At 76.2% G+C, this 23,424-nt stretch carries 22 protein-coding genes and 1 tRNA gene; 14 read left to right on the top strand and 9 right to left on the bottom strand.

The window, feature by feature from the left end; translation table 11 throughout:
• Positions 1-187 precede the first annotated feature (187 nt).
• Entirely contained in the window at positions 188-1,009 is an 822-nt protein-coding gene (locus ACQP6G_RS06065; protein ID WP_429763346.1) for a hypothetical protein, read from the top strand.
• An 87-nt stretch (positions 1,010-1,096) separates the two neighbouring features.
• Here the strand turns inward: ACQP6G_RS06065 and ACQP6G_RS06060 are convergent.
• Positions 1,097-1,181, bottom strand: a tRNA-Leu gene (locus ACQP6G_RS06060).
• A 206-nt stretch (positions 1,182-1,387) separates the two neighbouring features.
• Here ACQP6G_RS06060 and ACQP6G_RS06055 point away from each other — a divergent pair.
• Positions 1,388-2,212 carry a metal-dependent hydrolase gene (locus ACQP6G_RS06055; protein ID WP_429763345.1) on the top strand — a complete coding sequence of 275 codons (825 nt, stop codon included), beginning with the start codon at positions 1,388-1,390 and terminating at the stop codon, positions 2,210-2,212.
• A gap of 10 nt (positions 2,213-2,222) precedes the next feature.
• Here ACQP6G_RS06055 and ACQP6G_RS06050 read toward each other — a convergent pair whose 3' ends face one another.
• Positions 2,223-3,074: an MBL fold metallo-hydrolase gene (locus ACQP6G_RS06050; protein WP_429763344.1), complete on the bottom strand. Its 852-nt coding sequence runs from the start codon at positions 3,072-3,074 to the stop codon at positions 2,223-2,225.
• 225 nt (positions 3,075-3,299) lie between these two features.
• Here ACQP6G_RS06050 and ACQP6G_RS06045 point away from each other — a divergent pair, with 225 nt between their 5' ends.
• Positions 3,300-4,208 carry a serine protein kinase RIO gene (locus tag ACQP6G_RS06045; protein ID WP_429763343.1) on the top strand — a complete coding sequence of 303 codons (909 nt, stop codon included), beginning with the start codon at positions 3,300-3,302 and terminating at the stop codon, positions 4,206-4,208.
• A gap of 7 nt (positions 4,209-4,215) precedes the next feature.
• On the opposite strand, the gene ACQP6G_RS06040 is transcribed toward ACQP6G_RS06045, so the two are convergent.
• Entirely contained in the window at positions 4,216-4,878 is a 663-nt protein-coding gene (locus tag ACQP6G_RS06040) for a hypothetical protein (protein ID WP_429763342.1), read from the bottom strand.
• A 35-nt stretch (positions 4,879-4,913) separates the two neighbouring features.
• Between ACQP6G_RS06040 and ACQP6G_RS06035 the strand changes: the two genes are divergently transcribed.
• From ACQP6G_RS06035 to ACQP6G_RS06025, 3 genes are all read left to right on the top strand, one after another.
• On the top strand, positions 4,914-5,312 hold the full coding sequence (locus tag ACQP6G_RS06035) for a hypothetical protein (protein WP_429763341.1): 399 nt from the start codon (positions 4,914-4,916) through the stop codon (positions 5,310-5,312).
• Positions 5,313-5,385: 73 nt separating this feature from the next.
• Positions 5,386-6,036 carry an SRPBCC family protein gene (locus ACQP6G_RS06030; protein ID WP_429763340.1) on the top strand — a complete coding sequence of 217 codons (651 nt, stop codon included), beginning with the start codon at positions 5,386-5,388 and terminating at the stop codon, positions 6,034-6,036.
• Complete coding sequence (locus ACQP6G_RS06025; RefSeq protein WP_429763339.1) at positions 6,036-6,473, top strand: ArsR/SmtB family transcription factor; 438 nt, start codon at positions 6,036-6,038, stop codon at positions 6,471-6,473. The genes ACQP6G_RS06030 and ACQP6G_RS06025 overlap by 1 nt, the downstream gene beginning before the upstream one ends.
• 12 nt (positions 6,474-6,485) lie before the next feature.
• Here the strand turns inward: ACQP6G_RS06025 and ACQP6G_RS06020 are convergent, their stop codons facing one another.
• From ACQP6G_RS06020 to ACQP6G_RS06005, 4 genes are all read right to left on the bottom strand, one after another.
• The gene (locus ACQP6G_RS06020; RefSeq protein ID WP_429763338.1) at positions 6,486-7,664 is read right to left on the bottom strand and encodes a glycerophosphodiester phosphodiesterase family protein; all 1,179 of its coding nucleotides are present in this window, start codon (positions 7,662-7,664) and stop codon (positions 6,486-6,488) included.
• Between the two features lie 104 nt (positions 7,665-7,768).
• Entirely contained in the window at positions 7,769-11,404 is a 3,636-nt protein-coding gene (locus ACQP6G_RS06015) for an error-prone DNA polymerase (RefSeq protein WP_429763337.1), read from the bottom strand.
• Complete coding sequence (locus ACQP6G_RS06010; protein WP_429763336.1) at positions 11,397-13,148, bottom strand: Y-family DNA polymerase; 1,752 nt, start codon at positions 13,146-13,148, stop codon at positions 11,397-11,399. The genes ACQP6G_RS06015 and ACQP6G_RS06010 overlap by 8 nt, the downstream gene beginning before the upstream one ends.
• Entirely contained in the window at positions 13,148-13,990 is an 843-nt protein-coding gene (locus ACQP6G_RS06005) for a hypothetical protein (RefSeq protein ID WP_429763335.1), read from the bottom strand. The genes ACQP6G_RS06010 and ACQP6G_RS06005 overlap by 1 nt, the downstream gene beginning before the upstream one ends.
• Before the next feature lie 270 nt (positions 13,991-14,260).
• On the opposite strand from ACQP6G_RS06005, the gene ACQP6G_RS06000 reads away from it, so the two are divergent.
• The 4 genes from ACQP6G_RS06000 to ACQP6G_RS05985 are packed head-to-tail and all read left to right on the top strand — an operon-like array spanning position 14,261 to position 17,180.
• Positions 14,261-15,409, top strand: coding sequence for a zinc-binding dehydrogenase (locus ACQP6G_RS06000; RefSeq protein ID WP_429763334.1), 1,149 nt, complete (start codon positions 14,261-14,263; stop codon positions 15,407-15,409).
• The gene (gene fabG, locus ACQP6G_RS05995) at positions 15,406-16,176 is read left to right on the top strand and encodes a 3-oxoacyl-ACP reductase FabG (RefSeq protein WP_429763333.1); all 771 of its coding nucleotides are present in this window, start codon (positions 15,406-15,408) and stop codon (positions 16,174-16,176) included. The genes ACQP6G_RS06000 and fabG overlap by 4 nt, the downstream gene beginning before the upstream one ends.
• Positions 16,173-16,637 (top strand): MaoC family dehydratase, encoded by a 465-nt coding sequence (locus tag ACQP6G_RS05990; RefSeq protein ID WP_429763332.1) that lies wholly within the window; start codon positions 16,173-16,175, stop codon positions 16,635-16,637. The genes fabG and ACQP6G_RS05990 overlap by 4 nt, the downstream gene beginning before the upstream one ends.
• A gap of 57 nt (positions 16,638-16,694) precedes the next feature.
• The gene (locus tag ACQP6G_RS05985; RefSeq protein WP_429763331.1) at positions 16,695-17,180 is read left to right on the top strand and encodes a pyridoxamine 5'-phosphate oxidase family protein; all 486 of its coding nucleotides are present in this window, start codon (positions 16,695-16,697) and stop codon (positions 17,178-17,180) included.
• 3 nt (positions 17,181-17,183) lie between these two features.
• Here the strand turns inward: ACQP6G_RS05985 and ACQP6G_RS05980 are convergent, their stop codons facing one another.
• Positions 17,184-18,410, bottom strand: coding sequence for an acetyl-CoA C-acetyltransferase (locus ACQP6G_RS05980; RefSeq protein ID WP_429763330.1), 1,227 nt, complete (start codon positions 18,408-18,410; stop codon positions 17,184-17,186).
• Positions 18,411-18,454: 44 nt separating this feature from the next.
• Positions 18,455-19,699 (bottom strand): acyl-CoA dehydrogenase family protein, encoded by a 1,245-nt coding sequence (locus tag ACQP6G_RS05975; RefSeq protein WP_429763329.1) that lies wholly within the window; start codon positions 19,697-19,699, stop codon positions 18,455-18,457.
• A 99-nt stretch (positions 19,700-19,798) separates the two neighbouring features.
• On the opposite strand from ACQP6G_RS05975, the gene ACQP6G_RS05970 reads away from it, so the two are divergent.
• The 4 genes from ACQP6G_RS05970 (at position 19,799) to ACQP6G_RS05955 (ending at position 23,394) form a co-directional block, all read left to right on the top strand.
• A complete protein-coding gene (locus tag ACQP6G_RS05970; RefSeq protein WP_429763328.1) occupies positions 19,799-20,506 on the top strand; it encodes a QsdR family transcriptional regulator in 708 nt (235 codons plus the stop codon).
• A 51-nt stretch (positions 20,507-20,557) separates the two neighbouring features.
• The gene (locus ACQP6G_RS05965; RefSeq protein WP_429763327.1) at positions 20,558-20,959 is read left to right on the top strand and encodes an acyl-CoA thioesterase; all 402 of its coding nucleotides are present in this window, start codon (positions 20,558-20,560) and stop codon (positions 20,957-20,959) included.
• Between the two features lie 126 nt (positions 20,960-21,085).
• A complete protein-coding gene (locus ACQP6G_RS05960) occupies positions 21,086-22,177 on the top strand; it encodes a phosphotransferase family protein (protein WP_429763326.1) in 1,092 nt (363 codons plus the stop codon).
• Positions 22,177-23,394: an acyl-CoA dehydrogenase family protein gene (locus ACQP6G_RS05955; RefSeq protein WP_429763325.1), complete on the top strand. Its 1,218-nt coding sequence runs from the start codon at positions 22,177-22,179 to the stop codon at positions 23,392-23,394. Before ACQP6G_RS05960 ends, ACQP6G_RS05955 begins: the two co-directional genes overlap by 1 nt.
• Positions 23,395-23,424: the final 30 nt, after the last annotated feature.

Raw genomic sequence — 23,424 nt, 5'->3', positions numbered from 1 at the left:
GCTCCTCTCGCCCGCTCGTCCGCCCAGTGTGCCGCACGGTGCCCACCCGTCGTGGGAGGACGACGCGCGCCGCCTGCCGGGGTGAACTTCCTGGTGAATTTCTCCCGGCCGGCCGGTGGGCCGGTGCGCGACGTGCGCCGCCGCCGGACGATGGACGCACGTCGCCCGGCGACAGGAGGAGCCCACCATGACCCGGACGTCCCCGCAGCCCGGCAGCGACCCCGTGCCCCCTCCGCCGTCGCCGCCCGCGCCGATGCCCGCGTACGACGCCGAGACCCTCGCCGCGGTCCTCGCCGTCCTGCCCGAGGTCGACGCCGTCGAGCTGAAGCTCACCGTGCCCGGTGCGGACCACCGCCGGGTGCTCGACCGGCTCGGGATCGACGCGCTCGACGCGACGATCCGCCAGGTCGTGTTCTTCGACACACCCGCACTCGACCTGTCCACCGCCGGTCTCGTCGTCCGCGCCCGGCGCACGCAGCGCAAGGACGGCGACCTCACCGCGAAGGTGCGACCGATGCTGCCGGCGGACGTCCCGGCGACCGTGCGGCGGGCGGACGGCTTCAAGGTCGAGGTGGACGCGTCGCCCGCCGGCTTCACCTGCTCGTGCTCGGCGACGCGGCGGCTCCCCGACGACGACGTCCGGGCCCTGCTGGACGACGTCGGCCGCCTTCCCGGCCTGCTCGACCGCACGCAGCGCTCGCTGCTCGAGCCGCGCCTCCCGGCCGGGGTCACGCTCGACGACCTGCGCGTGCTGGGTCCGACGACCCTCCTCAAGGCGCGGTTCGCGCCCGAGGAGCTGCCGCGGCGCCTGACCGCCGAGCTGTGGTTCCTGCCCGACGGCGACCGCATCCTCGAGCTGTCCACCAAGGCGGCGCCGGCCGCGGCCTTCCAGGCGGCGGCCGAGACGAAGGTGTTCCTCACGAGCCGGGGCGTCGACCTCGGCGCGCCCCAGGAGACGAAGACCCGGGCGGCGCTCGCCGCGTTCGCCGCGCGCTCCGCTGCGGTGTGACGCACACGTGCCGTGACGACGTGCGAGGGCACGAAAAAGCCCCCGGGTTGTGGACCCCGGGGGCTTGTTCGTCGCTGTCTCAACGAGTGTCCGGAGGGGGACTTGAACCCCCACGCCCGATAAAGGGCACTAGCACCTCAAGCTAGCGCGTCTGCCATTCCGCCACCCGGACGAGTGGACCTCGACAGCGCCTCGGCGCCGTCTCGGTGCGGGGAAAAACATAGCACGGCGGGGGCGTGCTCTCGCAAACCGCGACGTCGGCCCGCTGGTCACGGGCCCGGGCGTCGGCGGCGGCGTGTAGCGTCCTGCCCGGCCCGGACCAACCGGTCAAGGGTGCGGAACTGGACAAGCACGACCGGACAGGAGAACGACGACGTCATGATGGGTGGGCACCACGCCGCGTCGGGAGCGGCCGCCTGGGTCGCGGTGACGTCGACGGCACCGTTCGCGTTCGGCTGGCACCCCGTCTCCGAGGTCGGGGTGATGACCGGCGCGCTGGTCTGCGCGGGCGCTGCGCTGCTGCCCGACGCCGACCACCACTCCGGCACCATCGCGCACTCGTTGCCCCCGGTCTCCGAGGGCGTCTCCAAGCTCGTCGCGACCGTGTCCGGCGGGCACCGCAACGGCACCCACTCCATCCTCGGCATCGCCGTCTTCACCGCGATCGCCTGGGTGATGGGCATGGTCTCCATCAGCACGGAGGCCTTCGGCGAGGTGCTCGTCGGCCCCGGCGTCATGGCGGTCCTGCTCATCGCGTTCGCCCTGCGCGCCTGGAAGGTGACGGGCGGCAAGCGCTGGTGGACCTGGACGCTGTCGCTGCTCCTCGCCGCGTGCGTCGCCGTCTTCGCGCCCGAGGAGTGGAACTGGATGCCGTGGGCCGTCGCCCTCGGCTGCACCGTGCACGTGCTCGGCGACCTCGTCACCACCGCCGGCGTCCCCCTCCTGTGGCCGCTGAAGTTCCGCTCCCCCTACTGGGTGCGCCGCTACCGGGCGCTGCCCTTCGACGACGTGTGGCGCGACGGCGGCAACCTCTCGCTGCCCGTCCTCGGCGACGCCGGGTCGTGGCGGGAGTGGCTCGTCATGACGCCGGTCAGCCTCTACGCCGTCGTCGGCGTGGCCTGGGCCGCCCTGGGACAGATGGGGTTCGACACCCAGCCGGTGTGGGAGCAGGTCACCGCCTGGGCGGGCACGGTCGGCGGCTGACGCCCCCGGGTCAGCGCGCCAGCGCGGCGCGCAGCCGGCCGTCCTCCTCCGCGGCGCCGGGCAGGCCCAGGCGCGGGTCGTCGACGACGCGCCCGCCCAGCACGGCGTCGAGGTAGCGCCGGTCGGCGTCGAGGCGAGCGACCGCGTCCGCCGTGGGCGACCCGTGCCCCGGCACGACGACGGCGCTCCGGGCCGCGAACGGCGCGAGCCGGTCCAGCCCGGCGAGGAAGCGCTCGACGCTCCCCTCCGCGCCCCCGCCGGCGATCTCGTCGAGCGGCAGCGGGAGCTCGACGTCGCTCAGCACGTCCCCCGCCACCAGCACCCGGCTGCGCGGCAGCCAGAGCGCCCCGTGCCCGGGGGCGTGGCCGTCGTGGACCACGAGCTCGGTGGGCGGCAGGACGCCGTCCGGGTCGGGGACCCGGCGCTCGGTCGCCGGGACCGGGGCGACGCGCCCGAGCAGGTCGAGGACCTCGGAAGGGTGCCCGGCTCCCCCGTAGCGCTCGGCGTCGGCGCGCGCCTCCGCCAGCAGCCGCGGGCGCTCCCGGCGCGCGACCCGCGCCGCCCGCGCCGTCGCCCAGCGCGGCACGTCGAGCCCGAGACGCGGGTGCCACAGCAGATGGTCGTGGTGGGCGTGCGTCGCGTACCCGGCGACGACCCGGCCGCCCCGGGCGTCCACCCCGTCGGCGACCGCCACCAGCTCGTCGGGCTCCCACGCCGGGTCGACCAGGAGAGCCGCCCGGGCGCCGTCGCCGGACCCGGGCGGCGCGAGCACCAGGGTCGTCGTGGTGCTCAGGCGGCGGGCGGTGCGGACCAGGACGTCCTCGACGCCCGGGACACCCTCCACGACCGGCACGAACCCCATCCCCGCACCCTACGGACCGGGAAGGCGAAAAAACCGTGGACCGCCGTGACCCGCTCCTGCCATGCTCCCCGCAAGCGGCACGCGATCGACGTGGGCCTGCACGCGAAGGAGGGCAGAGCGATGGACGACGTCGTCATGCGCGCCCTCCCGGAGGCTCTCCGGCGGGCGGACACCACCCGATCCTGAGGGGCCGCTCGAGCTCCTCGACCTGAGCAGGAGTCTCGCGTGCACCAGCACACCCCTTCCCCTTCCCTTTCTTCTTCGTCGTCCTTCGCCGCCTTCTCGGTCGCCGCGGACGGCGACCTCCCCGTGGAGCCCGGCCCCGACCAGCGGTGGTCCACCTGGACCTCCGTGACCAAGGGCCAGCGCGGCCCCGAGCCCGTGCCCGACTGGGTCGTCACCGCCGACGCCGCCCTCGACACCGAGCTCGGCGTGCTCAAGACCGGCAAGGAGGCGGACGTCTTCCTCGTCGAGCGCGCCGTGCCCGACGACCCGACCCGTCGCAGTCTGCTCGCCGCCAAGCGGTACCGCGGTCGCGACCACCGCCAGTTCCACCGCGACGGCGAGTACACCGACGGACGGCGCGTGCGCCGCACCCGCGACCAGCGCGCCATCGAGGACCGCAAGTCGTCGTGGGGCAAGGCCGTCGCCGCGACCCAGTGGGCGGACGCCGAGTTCCTCGCCCTGTCCCGCCTGTGGGACGCCGGTGCGCCCGTGCCCTACCCGGTGCAGATCGACGGCACCGAGCTGCTGCTCGAGTTCGTCGGCCGGGAGTCGGCGGACGGCACGGCCGAGGCCGCGCCGCGCCTCGCCCGCACCCGGCCCGATCCGGCGCACCTCGCGGACTGGTTCGAGCAGCTGCGGCACGGCATGGGCGTCATCGCCCGGCTCGGCTGGGCGCACGGAGACCTGTCGCCGTACAACATCCTCGTGGACGGCCTCTCCGAGGGAGCCGACGACGGCGGGCGGCTCGTGATCATCGACCTGCCGCAGGTCGTGGACCTCGTGGCCAACCCGTTCGGCGCGGACCTGCTGCACCGCGACTGCCGCAACGTGTGCACGTGGTTCGCGTCCCGCGGCCTCGACGTCGACCCCGACGAGCTCTTCGCGGACGTCTTCGCGCAGGCGTGGTGAGCGCCCGTCAGCCGCCCGCGCCGACGGAGTTGTCCGGGGCTCCGTCGCCGGGCGGTAGGTCGCCGCGCTCGACCGGCGGGCCCTGGTCCCGCGGCGTGCCCGCGACGAGCGCGGCCAGCTCGCCGCTCGTCGGCGGGCGGATGTTCGCGGCCGCCTCGCGCAGCACCTCGTGGTCGGCGGCGCTCCCCGAGACCCGGACGAGCGCGCCGTCGCGCAGGACGACGTACTCCTCCGCGTCCCCGGCCGTCCGCCGGAACGCTCCGCCCTCCTTCGTGCACGTCACCGGCCCGCCCACCTCGCCCCCGCCGACGTCCATGACCGTGCCCTCGCCGCAGTCCCCCGCGGTCATGGAGCCCTCGACGGCCGAGAGCATGAACGTGCGCCCGGACCCGCCGCTGAACTGGAGGGAGAAGCCGTCCGACCCGAGGACCCCGGCGGCGATCGGCACCGCCTCGAACCCCGCGGCCGACGTCGTCAGCACGTACCGCGGGGCGGCACCCCACGCCTGGGCCGCCTCGGCGATCTGCTCCTCGGTCGCGGGGGCGTCGGAGGACCCGGACGGCGCCGGCTCGGTGCCCCCGGTCAGCCCGGCGCACGCGCTCACGGACAGGCACACGACCGGCAGGACGGCGACGGTGAGCACCAGGCCCCGCCCGCGACGGCAGCTCATGAGCGCTGATCATGGCACGGGGCTACCGTGAACAGATGGCGAATCCGGCGGGCTCGTACGACGGCGAGGCGCTGTCCTCCTTCCTCGCGGACCTGGGCCTGGTGCTCGGCGCGGAGGACCTCGAGGCGGTGACCGACCGCTACGACCTGCCCGCCCTGCTCGTGGGCCAGGAGAGCTCGACGCTCCTCGCGTCGCCCGAGGACGTGCTCGACCTGTCCAGGGACCGCCCGGTCGCCGCGCGGGCGCGCGAGGCCGTCGCGGTGCTGCCCGAGCTGGTCGCCCTCGAGGAGGTCGGCTGGGGTCTGCTCTGGGTCGAGGTCCGCTGGTCCTACCGGGACGAGCTCGCGGCCGAGATCGCCGACGAGAGGTGCCGCTATCTCCTGCGGCGGGGACGCGGGACCTTCGAGGTCTGCGTCGTCGCTCCCCTGGGCTGACTCCCCGCCCTCTTCCGCGCGGCGTCGTCGCATGGTTATATATAAGCATCCACTTATACGAAGGAGGGTCGCCATGACCACCATCACCATCGACCCGGTCGCCACCGCAGGTCTCGTGGCGCGGGAGATCCGCAGCGGCGAGCGCGACGGCGCGCCGACGAAGATCGCCGTCGCCCGCCGTGCCTACGCCACCGACCGGGCCGACCTGTGGGACGCGGTCACGTCCGCCGCCCGCATCCCCCGCTGGTTCCTGCCCGTCAGCGGCGACCTGACGGTCGGCGGCCGCTACCAGCTCGAGGGGAACGCGGGGGGCACCGTCGAGCGCTGCGACGCCCCCGCGAGCTTCGCCGTCACCTGGGAGTTCGGCGGCTCCGTCTCGTGGCTGACCGTCGCCCTGACGGAGGACGGCGACGGCACCGTCCTCGAGCTCGTGCACGAGGCCGTCGTCCCCCAGGAGCTCTGGGACCAGTACGGCCCCGGCGCCACCGGCGTGGGCTGGGACCTGGGGCTCATGGGGCTGGGGCTGCACGTCGCGGACCCGACCGGCGCGATCGACCCGAGGGCTGCGGAGGCCTGGTCGCTCTCCCCCGAGGGCGTCACGTTCTCCCGGCTCGCCGCCGCGGGCTGGGCGGACGCCGCGATCGCCGACGGTGACGACCCGGTCGCCGCCCGCGCGGCGGCCGAGCGCACCGTCGCCTTCTACACCACGGTGCCGGAGGCCTGATGCCGCACGCCGCGGCGTCGGCGGGAGCACCCTCCGAGGTCCCGGGGGGCGAGCGGTCCGCGCTGCGGGGGCCCTTCGAGGCGCTGGGCGACCCCGTGCGGCGGCGCCTGCTCGAGCTGCTCGCCGACGGCGAGCGGCCCGCCGGAGCGCTGGTCGACTCTCTGCGGGCGGAGGCCCGCATCTCGCAGCCGGCCGTCTCGCAGCACCTGCGGGTGCTGCGCGACGCGCGCCTCGTCACCGTGCGCGCCGACGGCACGCGCCGCCTCTACGCCGTCGACGACACCGGGCTCGACGTCGTGCGCCTGTGGCTGGGGCGCTTCGACGACCCGTTCGCGCAACCGCTCGACGCCCTCGCGACCGAGGTCGCCCGCGGCCGTCGCGCGCGGCGGCGCGGGACCGGCGGCGCCGGCTCCGCGGACGCTGCGAGCGCCGGCTGACGACGCGCCCGGTCAGGCGCCCGGGGCGTCAGCCGGCCGTGCCGCCGAGGACTCCGCCCGGTGGCGCGGCTCGTGGTACGGCTGGGGCAGCTTCAGGTGACGCTCGGCCAGGATGCCGCGCAGCACGTCGGGGGCGTCGGTGATGAGGCCGTCGACGCCGAGGTCGAGCAGGGACTCGATCGTCGCGGGGTCGTCCACGGTCCAGGGGACCACCCGCATCCCGGCGTCGTGGGCCGCGTCGACCAGCTCGCGGGTGGTGAACGGCACGTACCCAGGGTCGTCGACGCCGCCGCCCTGCGGGTCGCCGTGCACCGGCGAGACGGCGTCGGCGCCGAACGACGCGGCCGCGGCGACGAACCGTTCCTGGAGCGAACCGTCGAAGTCGTCGATGTCGAGGCCCCCGAGCCACGGGGACGCGCCCGGCAGGCCCTGCTGCAGGAACTGCTGGCCGTTGGTGAGGGCCACGAGCGGCAGGCGCGGCTCGACCTCGCGCATCCGCCTCAGGGAGCCCCAGTCGAAGCTCTGGACCGTCACCTGGTCGACCAGGCGCGCGCGGCGCACCTCCCGGGCCACGACCTGCACGAACTGCTCGCGCGGCGCGGTCTGCTCCGGCGCGCCCGCCTCGACCTTGGTCTCGACGTTGAGCGTGACCTTCCGGGCGCGGTAGTCGTTCACCAGGTCGAAGACCTCCGAGAGCAGCGGGATCCGCTCGCCCGGGTGCAGCTCCTGGCCGGGGAACTGCGGCTGGCGCAGGGACCCGCAGTCGACGGTGCGGACCTGGGCGAGCGTGAGGTCCTTCACGTACGTCGTCCCGGGCACGTACGGGTACTCCGGGTCGCCGGGGAACGCCGGCCCCGTGTCCACGCACTTGGCGGGGTTGAGGTCGCGGTCGTGGGTCACCACGGCGTACCCGTCGGCGGTGATCTGCACGTCCAGCTCGAGGGTGCTCACCCCGAGCTCCAGGGCGTTCGCGAACGCGGGCAGCGTGTTCTCCACCGTCATCGCCACGCCGCCCCGGTGGGCCTGCAGGTCGAAGGCGCGCGGGCTCCCGTGCCCGGGTCCATGCCCATGCCCTTGCCCCGCGACGGCCGGCGCGGCGCCCGTGGCCAGGAGGGCGGCGGCGACTCCGGTGCTGACGAAGGCGCTGACGAGGGCGCTGACGCGGGCGGTTGCGGGGCGACGGGTGCGCATGCGCCGAGCCTGCGCGCCCGCGGTGACCCGCGGGTGGCCCCGCGACGGCGTGTCGCCGACGGCCCGGTGAACTCCCCGGGGGTGGCCGGCAGGTTCCGGGGGCGTCATCGGAAGTCCCGCGACCGGGTGGACACGGGCAGCCGCAGCGGCGCGAGGTGCTCCGCGAGCAGGTTGACGGCGCCGTCGGCCTTCTCGACCCGGCCCCGGACCACCATCGCGGGGGCGCCGCGCGCCACGGCCCGGAAGCGACGCCACAGCCCCGCCGTGCAGATGACGTTGAGCAGCCCCGTCTCGTCCTCGAGCGACAGGAACGTCACGCCGCCCGCCGTGCCCGGGCGCTGCCGGTGCGTCACGACGCCGCCCACCGCCACCCGCCGGCCGGGCTCCGTGGCGCACACCCCCGCGACGGTGAGCACCCCCGCCTTCTCCAGGCCCTCGCGCACGTGCTCCAGCGGCGACGTCGAGCCGGGTGTGATGCCGGTGGCCCAGGCGTCGGCGACGTCCGTCTCGACCGGGGTCATGCCCGGCAGCGTCGGGGCGTCGACCCCGACGGACACGCCCGGCAGGGTGCCCGGCCCCTCCTGGCCGAGGGCCCCCGCCGCCCACAGCGCCTCGCGTCGCCCGGCGCCCAGGCCCTCCGTGGCGCCGGCGGTCGCGAGCGCCTCCAGCTGCGCGGTGCTGAGCCCCACCCGGCGGGCCAGGTCGCGCAGGTCGCGGAACGGTCCGCGCTCGGTCCGCTCGGCGACCATCTGCTCGGCCAGCTCGTCGCCGATGCCGCGCACCGCGGACAGCCCCAGCCGCACCGCGAGCGCAGGGTCGGGTGGCGGGCCGAAGCCCTGGTCGTCGCCGGTCGTGCCCGGGGGCGCGACCGGCTCGGCCGCCGGGGAAGACCGCCGTTCGACGCCCGCGAGCGCCCGCGAGTCGTTGACGTCCGGCCGCAGCACCTGCACCCCGTGCCGGCGCGCGTCGGCGGCCAGCGACTGCGGCGAGTAGAACCCCATGGGCTGCGCGGCCAGGAGACCGGCGTAGAACGCGGCGGGGTGGTGCACCTTGAGCCACGAGCTCGCGTACACGAGGTAGGCGAACGAGTAGGCGTGCGACTCGGGGAAGCCGAAGTCCGCGAACGCCTTGAGCTTGTCGTAGATCTCCTCGCGCACGGCCGGGTCGTCCACCCCCTTCGCGCGCATCCCGTCCATGAGCCGCCCGCGCAGCGCCTCCATCCGCTCCACCGACCGCTTCGAGCCCATCGCCCGGCGCAGCTGGTCGGACTCGGCGGCGCTGAACCCCGCGACGTCGATCGCCATCTGCATGAGCTGCTCCTGGAACAGCGGCACGCCCTTGGTCTTGCCGAGGGAGCTCTCCAGCAGCGGGTGCAGGAAGGTCACCGGCTCGCGACCCCGCGCCCGCTCGATGTACGGGTGCACGGAACCGCCCTGGATGGGGCCGGGGCGGATGAGCGCGACCTCGATGACGATGTCGTAGAACGTCCGCGGCCGCAGGCGCGGCAGGGTGGCCATCTGGGCCCGCGACTCCACCTGGAACACCCCGACGGTGTCGGCGGCGCACAGCAGGTCGTAGACCGCCGGGTCGTCGTCGGGCAGGCCGTGCAGCGTGAGCCGCTCCCCGGTGTGCTGCTCGATCGAGTCGAACGCGTACCGGATGGCGGTGAGCATCCCGAGGCCGAGCAGGTCGAACTTCACCAGCCCCGCGTCGGCGCAGTCCTCCTTGTCCCACTGCAGCACCGTGCGCCCCTCCATCCGCGCCCACTCCACGGGGCAGACCTCGATCACCGGGCGGTCGCACATGACCATCCCGCCGGAGTGGATGCCCAGGTGGCGCGGCAGGCGCAGCATGCGGTCGGCCAGGTCGAGCACCGGGCCGGGGATCTGCCCCTCCTCCTCGGCCGACGGCGGGCGCTGCGCGGGCACGACGTCGTGGGCGTCGTCGGCGCGGCGCACCTCCCCCTCGTCCGTCGCGAGCGGGTCGACGACGCGCCGGCGGCCGTGCGGGTCGCCCTGCCGATGGCCGAGCGTCGGCGACCAGTCCCGCCGGCCGGTCCCCGGCAGGTGCCCCTGGTGCGGGCGGTCGGCACGTGGCCGGCCGGCCCCCGCCGGGAGCGACTCCGTCGGGCCCCACAGCGCCGCCGTGCGCGCGTCCTTGGCGGCGGTCCGGTTCGCCGGCGTCCCGCCCCCGGAGCCGCCGGAACCCGCGGCCGCCCGGGCGGCCTGCGCCGCGGCGTCGGCCGCGGGGCTGACCGGGTCCGGCCCGCGGAGCGACCCCCAGCGCTCGATGGACTTGCTCCACGCGTCCTGCTGCCCGACGTCGTACCCGAGGGCGCGGGCGGCGTCGCGCACCGCGGAGCGCGGCCGGTAGGAGATGACGTTCGCGACCTGCGCCGCGTGCTGCCGGCCGAACTTTCCGTAGACGTGCTGGATGACCTCCTCGCGCCGCCCGGACTCGATGTCGATGTCGATGTCCGGCGGCCCGTCCCGCTCGGGCGCGAGGAAGCGCTCGAACAGCAGGCCGTGCTTCACCGCGTCGACCGCGGTGATGCCGAGCGCGTAGCAGACCGCCGAGTTGGCGGCGCTCCCGCGCCCCTGGCACAGGATGCCCTCCCGGCGGCAGAACTCCACGAGGTCGTAGACGACGAGGAAGTAGCCGGGGAAGGTCAGGTCCTCGATGACGCGCAGCTCGTGGTCGATCTGCGCCCAGGCACGCTCGTCGCCGGGAACCCCGGGGGCGGGCCGCGGGCCGTACCGGTCGGAGGCCCCCCGCCGCACCAGCTCGCGCAGCCAGCTGGCTTCGTCGTGCCCCGCCGGCACCGGGTAGGGCGGCAGGTTCGGCGCCACCAGGCGCAGGTCGAAGGCGCACTCCGCCGCGAGGCCCGCCGCCGCGGTGACGGCCCTCGGGTGGCGTCGGTGCAGGGCCCGCATCTCGGCGGCCGATCGCAGGTGCGCGACCGGGGCACCCGGCAGCCAGCCGTCCAGGCCGTCCAGCGAGGAGCGCGCCCGCACGGCGGCGAGCGCGCCCGCCAGGTCCGCGTCGCGCGGGCGGGCGTAGTGCGCGTTCGCGGTCGCGACGACCGGCAGCCGCGCGTCGTGGGCCAGGGCGGCGAGCGCGTCGTGCAGGTCGGCGTCCCGCGGGTCACCCGTCGCGGTGAGCTCGACGGCCACGTTGTCCCGGCCGAACGTGGCGACCAGCAGGTCGAGCTCGCGCCGTGCCGCGTCGACGCCGCCCGCGGGGGCGGTGAGCGCGCGTCGGACGGCCCCCTTGCGGCACCCGGTGAGCACGAGCCACTCCCCGCCCGCCTCGGCCCCGAGGCCCTCGAGGTCGTACCGGGCCTTGCCCTTGACCCCCGCGTCCAGGTGGGCGGTCGCGATCGCGCGGGACAGGTTGCGGTAGCCCTGGTCGCCGCGCGCCAGCACCAGCAGGTGGGTGGCGCGCGGGTCGGGGACGCCGGTGGGCGGGTCGAGCACCGGCCGGCTCCCGGCGGTGCCCGGCGCCGCACCGGGGGTCACCGGGGCGGGCAGGTGCAGCTCGGCGCCGAAGACGGTGGGCAGCCCCACCTTCCGCGCGGCCTCCGCGAAGCGCACCACCCCGTACAGCCCGTCGTGGTCGGTCAGGGCCAGCGCCTCCAGCCCGAGGCGCGCGCCCTCGGCCGCCAGCTCCTCCGGGTGCGACGCGCCGTCGAGGAAGCTGAACGCCGAGTGCGCGTGCAGCTCCGCGTACCCGCTAGTCATAGAAGGCCTCCACCTGCCACACGCCGCCGGTCTGCGCCAGCAGCAGCGCCCGCCCGTCGTCGAGCACCGCCTGCAGGTAGACGCGGCGCGCTCCCCCGCCCGCCGACCACCAGCGCTCCGCGAGCGGCCAGGGGCCCGCCCACCCCGTCACCGCGGCGACGTCCTGCGCCCCGTCCGCCCCACGACCGCCGCCGCACGCGACGGCGGCGGGCTCGCCGCTCATCGCGAGCCGGGCGTCCACGACGACGTCGCGCCCCGCCGCGTCGAGCACCCGGGCGGGCACCGGCTCGCCCGGCAGCCCGGCGGGCGCGGGGCTGGGCAGGGCGCCCGGCCAGGGCAGCCCGGGGTCGCGGCCCGCGCCGCCCTCCGTGCCGAAGGGCACGAGCCGCACCCGGTCGCGGGGCCCGCGGCCGCCCTGCAGCTCCACCGTGAGCACGGCGTGCCCGCCGAGCAGCCCCTGCACCCGCCCGAGCGCCCGCCGGGCACGCTCGCCCTCGCCCGCGTCCGCGCCCCACAGGCCGGGCTGGTGGGTGGTCGCCGGGACGACGTCCTCCGCGGCCAGCGCCAGGTGCGCGATCGGCGCGACGACGGGGTCGTCCGCACCGGCCCCGCGCCGGGCGGACGCCGCGGTCAGCCAGCCCTCGAGCTGCCACCGCACCCGGTCGGTGATCCGCGCCGCGCTCATCCCGCCGGCCGCGGCGTCGTCCGTGCGCCACACCCGCTCCAGCACGGCGCCCTCGCCGACGTCCCCGCCGACGTCGTCCCCGCCGAGGTCGACGCCCGCCGTGCGCGCGGTGATCCGCAGCCGCCCGCAGGCCAGCCCGCGCACGGCGAGCAGGTCGTGCAGCGCGGTGGCCAGGCGGCGCGCGGCGAAGGTCGCGACGTCGACCCGCAGGGCGGGCGGGTCGAGCTCCTCCGCGACGGCCAGGTCCTCCTCGACGCGACGCCGCGCCGGAGGGCGCAGGTCCTCGCCGCGGGCCAGCCGCTGCGCCCAGGCGCCGAGGTCGCCGAAACGCGCCTGCACGCTCGCCGCGGGCAGGGCGGCCAGGTCGCCGAGGGTGCGCAGGCCGAGCCGCCACCACAGCCCGGCCGCCTCCCGGACGGCCGCCACCCCCGCCGGGTCGCAGACGGCGTGCACCAGCTCCCCCACGGGGCGGTCGGCGAGGAACGCCGCGGAGCCGCCCGGGGGCACGACGGCGTCCTCGCGGGCGGCGAGCACCGCCGCGAGCAGACCGTCGGCGACGCCCACCTGGCTCTCGTGCCCGGTGCGCGCGGCGACGGCGCCCACCAGGGCCTGCGCCAGGGCCAGCTCGGAGCCGTGGTAGCGCGCGGCCCCGCCCGCCGGCAGCAGGAGCAGCCCCGGGCGCGCCACCTCCAGGCCCGCCACCACCGTCTCGGCCGCGAGCGCCACCGGCTCGAACTCCCGCGCGTCACGGGCGTCGTCGGCCGCCAGCAGCGCCACCTCGGGGCACCGCTCCTGCGCCTGCCGGCGCCGCATCCCGCGCCGCACCCCTTGGGCGCGGGCGACGGCGGAGACGGCCACGACGGTGTGCCCGGCGCCCGACCCGCCGCCCGACCGGGCGCCGAGCACCGCCGCGGGGACGTGCGCGTCCAGCCCGGCGCCGGCCAGCGCCGCCACCACCGGCCAGTCCGGGACCCACAGGACGGCCGTCCGTGAGGTCGCCCCGGACGAGGTCGTCGCGGACGCCGCGGACGCCGCGGACGCCGTCTTCCCGCCCGTCATCACGCCACCCGCAGCCGGGCGGGCGCGGAGGGGCCGCGCGCCCCGGCGGGCACGTGGGCGCCCGGGACGGTGCCCACGGCGTCAGAGCCGCCGACCACCCGCTCGACCTGCAGCGGCACGTCCACCTCGATCTCGACGGGCCGGGCGGCGGCCCCGCGACCGGTGCGCCGCACGCGCAGGGTGCGGCGGCGCAGCCAGCCCGCCCCGTGGTCCACGCCGGACCAGGTGCCGCCCCGTGCGTCGAGGGTGACGTGCGCGCCGGGCCACGACGCCTGCGCCAGCAGCACCGCGCCCCGCTCCCGGGCGCGCGCGGCCAGGCGGCGCCGGTCGGCGTCGAGCAGGGCGGCGCCCGGGCCGACGACCACCACGTCCATCCCGTCGAGCAGCGCGGCGAGGGCCGCCGGCGCGTCCGGGCCCGGGGCGGGGACGAGCACGGTCCGCCCGAGCGCGACCCCGGCGTCCGCGGCGGCCAGCATCCCGACGTCCGGCGTGCCGACGAACGCGACCCACGCGCCGGACCGCGACGCCTCGGCCAGCAGCGCGAGCAGGAGCGTCGACGAGCCGCGGACGGCGAGCACCGTGCCCGCGGCCAGCCCGCCCTCGGGCAGGAGGGACGCCAGCCCCGGGTGGACCGGCAGCAGGCGGCCGCCCGGCTCCGCCACGCGGCCTCCGTCGGCGCGCTGACCTGCGCGGGGGGCGGAGTGCGGGGTGGCGCGCTTCCCGGTGCGCTGCTCCGCCGCCCGCAGCGCGGCCCGCGCGACGGCGGCGCGGTCGACCGGTCGCTCGGGCTCGGGCTCGGGCATGGAGCGGGCCGCGGTACGCGGCGGGGCGACGACCGTCATGCGACCTCCCCCCGAGCCGGACGCCGGGCGACGCCCGGCGGACCGCGACCAGCAACGACCAGACGACGACAGCACGACGACCGTCGTCCTTCGAACGCTTGTTCGAACACTGCCAGTAGACGTCGCGACGGCGACCGCTGTCAACCGCGCAGGTCGGCCGCACGGGCGCCTCGCTCGTGTACGCTGCTGCCGACATACCGCGCAGTCGGTATGTCGGATGGACGGGCTCTCGGGAGCAGACTGGGGCCCTCAGCGACGAGGAGGTCGACCGTGCAGATCGTGGGCGCCGTGCTGGACCGCACCGGAGCACCCCCGCCGTACGCCACCTCCGGGGCGCTGCGCACCAGCACGCTCGACCTCGACCCGCCCGGGCCCAGCGAGCTCCTGGTCCGCATCGAGGCCGCGGGGCTGTGCCACTCGGACCTGAGCGTCGTGGACGGCAGCCGCGAGCGCCCCGTCCCCCTGCTCCTCGGCCACGAGGCCGCCGGGATCGTGGAGACCGTCGGCGACGCGGCGCACGACGGCACCGATGGCACCGATGGCACCGACGACATCGCCCCGGGACGGCGCGTCGTCCTGACCTTCCTGCCGCGGTGCGGCGCCTGCGCAGCCTGCGCCACCGACGGCCGGCTGCCCTGCACGGCCGGCAGCGCCGCCAACGCCGCCGCCACGCTGGTCGGGGGCGCGGTACGGCTGCACCGCGGCCCGGAGCCGGTCCACCACCACCTGGGCGTCAGCGCCTTCGCCACCCACGCCGTCGTGCACCGCACCTCCGTGGTCCCCGTGGACGACGACGTGCCCGCCGACGTCGCCGCCCTGCTGGGCTGCGCGGTCCTCACGGGCGGCGGCGCCGTGATCAACGCCGGCCGCCCGGCACCCGGCGACCGCGTGGCCGTCGTCGGTTTGGGCGGGGTCGGGATGGCCGCGCTGCTCGTCGCGCTCGCCCTGGGGCACGAGGTGCTCGGCGTCGACCCGGTGCCCGCCAAGCTCGACCTCGCGCGCCGCCTCGGCGCCACCACCGCGCGCACCCCCGACGAGGCGCTCGACGCCGGCGAGCGGGCGCCCGTCGTCGTCGAGGCCGCCGGCTCGGCGCGCGCCTTCGAGACCGCGCTCGCGCTCACCGTGCCCGGCGGCACCACCGTGACGGCCGGGCTGCCCGGCCCCGACGCCCGCGCGTCCGTCGCGCCGCTGACCCTGACGGCCGAGGCCCGCACGGTCGTGGGCTCCTACCTCGGGTCGTCCGTGCCGAGCCGCGACATCCCGCGGTACGTCGACCTCTGGCGCGCGGGCCGCCTGCCGCTCGAATCACTCGTCTCGGCCCGCATCGGGCTCGAGGACCTGCCGGCCGCCCTGGACCGGCTCGCCGCCGGCGCCGAGCTGCGCCAGCTCATCACCTTCGACGAGAGGACCACCGCATGACCGCCACCGCCGACCCCACCTCGCGCGTCGCCGTCGTCACCGGAGCCGCCCGCGGCATCGGGGCCGCGACCGCCCGCCGGCTGGCCGCCGACGGCCACGCCGTCGCCGTCCTGGACCTCCTGGAGGAGCAGGCCGCCGCGACCGCCGCCGACATCGTCGCCGGCGGCGGTCGCGCGATCGGCCTCGGCGTGGACGTCGCCGACGCCGCGGCCGTCGAGGCCGCCGTCGCGCGCGTGACGGACGAGCTCGGCGCGCCGACGATCCTGGTGAACAACGCCGGGATCCTGCGCGACAACCTCCTGTTCAAGATGTCCGAGGACGACTGGGACGCCGTGCTGCGCGTGCACCTGCGCGGCGCGTTCGTCGCGACGCGGGCCGTGCAGGCGCACATGGTCGCCGCCGGCTGGGGCCGCGTCGTCAACCTGTCCAGCACGTCCGCGCTCGGCAACCGGGGCCAGGCGAACTACTCCGCCGCGAAGGCGGGCATGCAGGGGTTCACCAAGACGCTCGCGATCGAGCTGGGCAAGTTCGGTGTCACCGCCAACGCCGTGGCACCGGGCGTCATCGCGACCGACATGATCGCCGAGACCGCCGAACGCATCGGCATGACGCCCGAGGAGTTCCACGCCGCGGCGGCCAAGGACGTACCGGTCGGGCGGGTCGGGCAGCCCGAGGACATCGCCGCCGCCGTGTCGTTCTTCTGCTCCGAGGAGGCGTCGTTCGTCTCGGGCCAGGTGCTCTACGTCGCCGGCGGGCCGAAGGCGTGACCGCGGCCATCCAGGTCTCCTCCCCCGCCGCGCTGGACGGCGCCGTCGGGCAGAAGGCCACGGGCGAGTGGTTCACGATCGCGCAGGAGCGCATCGACGCGTTCGCCGACGCCACCGAGGACCTCCAGTGGATCCACGTCGACCCGTGGCGCGCCGCCGACGGCCCGTTCGGCACGACGATCGCGCACGGGTTCCTCACCCTGTCCCTGCTGCCCCGGCTGGCGTCGTCGCTGGTCGAGGTGGGCGGCGTCGCGATGGCGATGAACTACGGCCTGGACAAGGTGCGGTTCCTGCACCCCGTCCCCGCCGGCTCGCGCATCCGCGCGACGACGGAGCTCACGGGTGCCGAGACCGTCGCCCAGGGCGTGCGGCTGGCCTCGACCGTGACCGTCGAGATCGAGGGGGTCGACAAGCCGGCGCTCGTCGCGCAGACGCTGGCGCTGTACGTCCCCGAGCGATAGGCGGCGCCCCCGGACGGCGCCGCCGTCCGGAGGCACCGGATCGGGCAGGATGGCGCCATGACGACGAACCCGCAGGTCGCACCCGGTCCTCGCACACGCGAGCAGCGCCGCGCCGACACGCTGGCGATGCTGAGCTCCCCGGTGCGAGACGTCTGGGTCGCCACGGCGTCGACGGCACCCGACGGCACGCCCGAGCCCTACCTGGTGCCCCTGTCGCTGGCCTGGGTCGACGACCGCGTCGTCCTCGCGCTGGAGGCGACGTCGCGCACGGGCCGCAACCTGCTCGCCACCGGTACCGCGCGGCTCTCGCTCGGGGCGACACGCGACGTCGTCATGGTCGACGCCGTCCTCGAGCGCTCGGTCCGGGTCGCCGAGGCGCCGCCGGAGCTCGCCGAGGGGTATGCCGCGCAGGCGGACTGGGACCCGCGCCCGGGCGGCGAGCACGACGTCTACCTCGTGCTGCGCCCGCGACGCGTCCAGGCCTGGCGCGAGGTGGACGAGCTGGCCGGCCGTACCCTCATGCGCGACGGCGAGTGGCTCTGAGCGCTACGCGACGCGCTCCAGCACCATCGCCATGCCCTGCCCGCCGCCGACGCACATGGTCTCCAGCCCGTAGCGGCCGCCCGACGCCTCGAGCCCGTTGATCAGCGTGGAGGTGATACGGGCGCCGGTCATGCCGAAGGGGTGCCCGACGGCGATGGCGCCGCCGTGGACGTTGAGCCGCTCGTCCTCGATGCCCAGCTCGAGGGCCGACGCGATGACCTGCGCGGCGAACGCCTCGTTGATCTCGACGAGGTCCATGTCGTCGATCCCGAGCCCCGCGCGGGCGAGCGCCTGGCGGCTCGCCCCCACCGGGCCCAGGCCCATGATCTCGGGCGACAGGCCCGTGACGCCGGTCGACACGATGCGCGCCAGCGGCGTCAGGCCGAGCTCGTCGACGACGCGGTCGGAGACCACGACGACGGCGGCGGCCCCGTCGTTGAGCGGGCACGCGTTGCCGGCGGTGACCGTGCCGTCGGGGCGGAACACCGGGTCGAGCGTCGCGAGCCTCTCGACGGTCGTGCCGGGGCGCGGGCCGTCGTCCGCGGACACCACCGTGCCGTCGTCGAGCGTGACGGGCGTGATGTCCCGCGCCCAGAAGCCGTCGGCGATCGCCGCCTCGGCGCGCTGCTGGCTGCGCGCGGCGAACTCGTCCTGGTCGCGGCGCGAGATGCCGCGCAGGTCCGCGACGTTCTCCGCCGTCTGCCCCATGGCGACGTACGCGTCCGGCAGGGCCCCGACGGCGCGCGGGTCGGTCCAGGGCCCGGCGCCGCCGACGGCGCGCTTCGCCGTGCGCTCCAGCGCGTCGGCGAAGCGAGGGTTGGTGAGGTCGACGCCGGGGATCTCGTCGCTCGACCCGACGGCCATGCCGCTCACCGACTCGACGCCGGCGGACACGAAGACGTCGCCCTCCCCCGCCCTGATGGCGTGGAACGCCATGCGCGTGGTCTGCAGGCTGGAGGAGCAGTACCGGGTCACGGTGGTGCCGGGCACGGAGTCCCAGCCGTTCAGCACGGCCACGACGCGGGCCATGTTCATCCCCTGCCGGCCGCCGGGCAGGCCGCAGCCCAGCAGGAGGTCGTCGATGCGCGCCGGGTCGAGCCCGGGCACCTGCGCGACGGCGGCCTCGACCATGCGCGCGGCGAGGTCGTCGGCGCGGACGTCCTTGAGCGATCCCTTGTGCGCGCGCCCGATCGGCGAGCGCGCGGTGGCGACGATGTACGCCTCGGTCATGTCGTGTCTCCTTCGGGTCGGTACGAGATGGGGGAGCGGGCGGCTCAGACGAACGCCGCGTGGCCGGTGATCTCGCGGCCCACGATGAGGTTGTTCATGTCCCGGGTGCCCTCGAACGTGTACACGGCCTCGGCGTCGGCGAAGTACCGCGCGACGCCGGTGTCGAGGGTGATGCCGTTGCCGCCGCAGGCCTCGCGGCACAGCGCGACGGTCTCGCGCATGCGGGTGGTGACGAACGCCTTCGCCATCGCGGCGTGCGCGTCGCGCTGCGTCCCGGCGTCCTGCAGCTGGGAGACGCGCACGCACACGGCGAGGCTCGCAGTGACGTTCGCGAGCGCGGTGGCGAGCTTGTCCTGGATCAGCTGGTAGCTGGCGATCGGGTGCCCGAACTGCTCACGCTGCCGCGTGTACGCCACGGCCGCCTCGTAGGCGCCGATCATCGTGCCCAGCGACTGCCAGGACACGCCGTCGCGCGTCACGCGGAGCACCTGGGCGACGTCGCGGAAGCGGTCGACGCGCTGCAGCCTGTCGGCCTCCGCGACCTGGACGCCGTCGAGCGCGATGTCCGCGTTCTGCACGATGCGCAGCGACTGCTTGCGCTCGATCTTCGTGGCGGTGAAGCCTGGCGTCCCCTTCCGGACGAGGAAGCCCTTGACCTGGTCGTCGGCCGTGTCCTTGGCCCAGATCACGACGACGTCGGCGAACGTCGCGTTGCCGATCCAGCGCTTGGCGCCGTGCAGGGTCCAGGTGTCGCCCTGGCGCGTGGCGGTGGTGCGCAGCCCCTTGGCGGTGTCGGAGCCGGACAGCGGCTCGGTGAGGCCGAAGGCGCCGATGACGTCGCCGCTCGCCATCGGGGGCAGCCACTGCGCGCGTTGCTCGGGCGAGCCGCCCAGGCCGATCGCGCTCATCGCGAGCCCCGAGGACACGCCGATGAAGGTGCAGAACGAGGAGTCCACCCGGGCGAGCTCCATGCCGATCCAGCCGCGGAACACCGCCGAGCTCTCGAACGGCGCGCACTCGGGCCACGCCGCACCCACCGTGCCGAGCTCGGCGAACGGCTTGAAGAGGTGGACGGGACACTCCGCTCGCTCCCAGTAGTCGTCCGCGAGGGGGCGTACCTCGCGCTCCATGAACTCGCGCACGGCGAGCGCCGCCTCCTGCTCGCGGGGGGTGAGCAGGTCCTGGAAGCCGTAGAAGTCGGCGTCGAGCACCGCGGGGCCGGTGGTCGGGCCGGTGGTCGGGCCGGTGGTCAGGCCGGTGGTCGAGGTGGCCGGGGAGGTGAACGTCATCGTTGCTCCGATCGTCGTCGAACGCGACCAGTGTGCACCCCCGTGCATCATTTTCCAAGATGTTGCACGGACCTCGTCCCACGACACTAGGCTGCGGTCATGCCGGACAGCGCCACGAGCACCACGCCCGCCCCGCACGACGACGCGCCGATCGCGACCGTCGGCCTCGAGGCCGCGCCCACGCCGCTCTCCCTGCGCCTGGCGCCCGGCGCCCACGCCGACGCACGGCGGGCGTTCGACCTCGCGCGGGAGACGTTCGTCGCCGGACGGCGCCTCGACATGGCCCCCCTGGCCGCGAGCCTCGGCGTCGACCGGACGTCCGTGTTCCGGTGGGTCGGCAACCGGGACGCGCTGCTCACCGAGGTGCTGTGGTCCCTCGCCGTCCCGACCCTGGTCCAGGCCGACCGCGCGACGGCGGCCGAACGCGGGGCCGAGCGGGTCGCCGGCGTCCTCACGCGCTTCGCCGGCGACCTCATCACCGCCCCGTACTTCCGGGACTTCCTCACCCGCGAGCCCGCGCGCGCCCTGCGGCTGCTCACCACCAAGGCGAGCCCCATCCAGCACCGCTTCCTCGCCACCTGCGAGTGGCTGGTGCGCACCCACCTCGGCGACACCCCGTTCGACGACGACGGCGGGACCGAAGGCGGGAGCACGAGCGGCATCGACCCCGCGTCGCTCGCCTACCTGCTGGTGCGCGTCTCCGAGTCGTTCACCTATGCCGACCTCATCACGGGCGAGACGCCCGAGGCCGACCGCGCCGCCGTCGCGTTCCGCCACCTGCTGCGGGTGCCGTCCACCTCCGCCTGATCCCGCCCGCCGACACCCCTGAGACCCCGCCCGAGACCCCCAGGAGCACCGATGCCCCGCGCCCGCCACCCGTTCCCGCTGCGCTGGAACGACAACGACCAGTACGGCCACGTCAACAACACCGTGTACTACGCCGCGATGGACACCGCCGTGAACGCGTGGATGATCGCCCACGGGGGGCTGGACCCGCGGGGCGACGTGATCGGGCTGTGCGTGGCGTCGTCGTGCGAGTTCCGCGCGCCGGCGTCGTACCCCGAGGAGCTCGAGGTCGGGATCGGCGTGGAGCGCCTGGGGCGCACGAGCCTCACGTGGGACCTGCACGTGCTCCGCGCCGACGGCGACGAGCCGATCGCCGTCGGCCGGTTCACGCACGTGTTCGTCGACGAGCCCTCCCGGCGGCCGGTGCCCGTGCCGGACGGCGTCCGGCGGGCGGTCGCCACCCTGCAGGACTGACACGCCGCAGGACCGACCACCACGACACCGCGCGCCCCGCGGACGACCTGGTCGCACCACATACCGACTGCGCGGTATGCTCGCTCGAGCCCCGGGACGATCCGGGTCGACGGAAGGTGGTCATCGATGACCGACGTGCCCGGACTGGACACCGCAGGGCTGCGGGCGTGGCTGGAGCGGGAGCACCCCGAGCTCACCGACGGCGGCACGGGTTCCGGAGGTGAGCTCACCGCGAGCGTGATCGCCGGCGGCCGCAGCAACCTCACGTACCGCGTCCACGGGGCCCGCGTGCCGCTCGTCGTGCGGCGGCCGCCGCTGGGCCACGTGCTGTCCACCGCGCACGACATGCGCCGCGAGCACCGCGTCGTCACCGCCCTCGCGGACAGCCCCGTCCCGGTGCCCCGCACCGTCGACGTCGTCGACGACACCGACCGCGGCGAGGTCACCGGCACCGTCTTCTTCGTCATGGAGCACGTGGCCGGCACGGTGCTGTCCCGCCCGGCGCAGAACGGGGCGTTCACGGCGGACGGCCTGCACGCCCTCGGTCTCGAGCTCGCCGAGGTGCTCGCCGACCTGCACGCCGTGGACCCGGCCGCCGTCGGCCTCGCGGACTTCGGCCGCCCCGACGGGTACCTCCACCGGCAGCTGGCCACGTGGCGGCGCCAGTACGACGCCTCCCGCAGCCGCCCGCAGCCCCGGCTCGACGCGCTGCAGGACCGGCTCGCCGCGGGCGTCCCCGACTCGGGCGGGCGGGCCGGCATCGTGCACGGCGACTTCCGGCTCGACAACGCGATCGTCGCCGGCCCGCCCGACGCGCCCCGCGTCGCCGCCGTCCTCGACTGGGAGATGGCGACCCTCGGCGACCCGCTGGTCGACCTCGGCATGCTCGGCCTGTACTGGGACATCCGCGGCCTCACCGGTACGGCAGGCGACGACGGTTCCGACGACGGCGCGCTGAGCGCCGTCGTCCCCGGCGCCGGCTACCCGGAGTTCGCGGCCCTCGTCGACGCGTACGCCGCGCGGTCGGGCGCCGCGCCGCCCGACCTGGCCTGGTACCGCGCGTTCGCCGCGTACAAGCTCGCCGTGATCCTCGAGGGGATCCACTACCGCTACCGGGCGGGCGAGACGGTCGGCGAGGGCTTCGACCGGATCGGCGCCCTCGTGGCGCCGCTGGCCGAGGACGGCCTCGCGCACGCGACGCCCGCCGGGAGGGCCTGATGGACTTCGCCCCCGACGCCCGCACCGCCGAGCTCACCGTCCGGGTCCGCGCGTTCCTCGACGAGCGCGTGCTGCCGGCGGAACCGGTGCTGGACGCGCAGCTCGCCGCCGCCCCGGACGACTGGTCCCCGCGCCCCGTGCTGCGCGAGCTCCAGGACGCCGCCCGCGAGCAGGGCCTGTGGAACCTGTTCCTCCCGGGCGACGGGCCCGCCGGGGACCGCGGCGCCGGCCTCACCAACCTGCAGTACGCGCCCCTCGCCGAGCTCACCGGCTGGAGCCCGCGGCTGGCCCCGGCGGCGTTCAACTGCGCTGCCCCCGACACCGGCAACATGGAGCTGCTCGCGCACTTCGGCACGCCGGACCAGCAGCACGAGTGGCTCGACCCGCTGCTCGACGCGCGCCTCCGGTCGGCGTTCTGCATGACCGAGCCGGGGGTCGCCTCGAGCGACGCGTCGCAGATCGGCACGCGCATCCGCCGCGACGGCGACGAGCTGGTGATCACCGGCCGCAAGTGGTGGTCCACCGGCGCGATGAACCCGGGCGCCGCGCTGCTCGTCGTCATGGGCAAGACCGACCCGGACGCGCCGCCCCGCCGGCAGCAGTCGATGGTGCTCGTGCCGCGGGACGCCCCGGGCGTGACGGTCGTGCGCCCCCTGACCGTGTTCGGCTACGACGACCGCGACCACGGCGGGCACGCCGAGATCGCCTTCGACGACGTCCGCGTGCCCGCCACGAACCTGCTCGGCGGCGAGGGCGACGGGTTCGCGATGGCGCAGGCGCGCCTCGGGCCGGGCCGCATCCACCACTGCATGCGCGCCCTCGGCATGGCCGAGCGGGCGCTGGCGCTCGCCGTCCGGCGGGCGCGCGAGCGCTCCACGTTCGGCCGCCCGCTCGCCGAGCAGGGCGTGGTCCGCGAGTGGGTCGCCACCTCCCGCGTCGAGGTCGAGGCGTTGCGCCTGCTCGTGCTCAAGACCGCCTGGCTCATGGACACCGTCGGCAACCGGAAGGCCATGCGCGAGATCCAGGCCATCAAGATCGCCGTGCCGCGCACCGTCCAGGCGATCCTCGACCGCGCGATGCAGCTCTTCGGCGCCGCCGGGCTGTCCGGCGACCAGCCGCTCGCCGAGATGTTCGCCGCGGCCCGCGCCCTGCGCCTCGCCGACGGCCCCGACGAGGTGCACCTCGGCTCCCTCGGGCGCGCCGAGCTGCGCGGCTGAGCCGTCCCGGAGCGCCGGGGCCCGCACGAC

The organism is Isoptericola nanjingensis (assembly GCF_050311635.1).
Classification (GTDB): Bacteria; Actinomycetota; Actinomycetes; order Actinomycetales; family Cellulomonadaceae; genus Isoptericola; species Isoptericola nanjingensis.
Note: the sequence above shows the minus strand (reverse complement) of the source record. Positions and strands in the feature narration are given on the sequence as shown.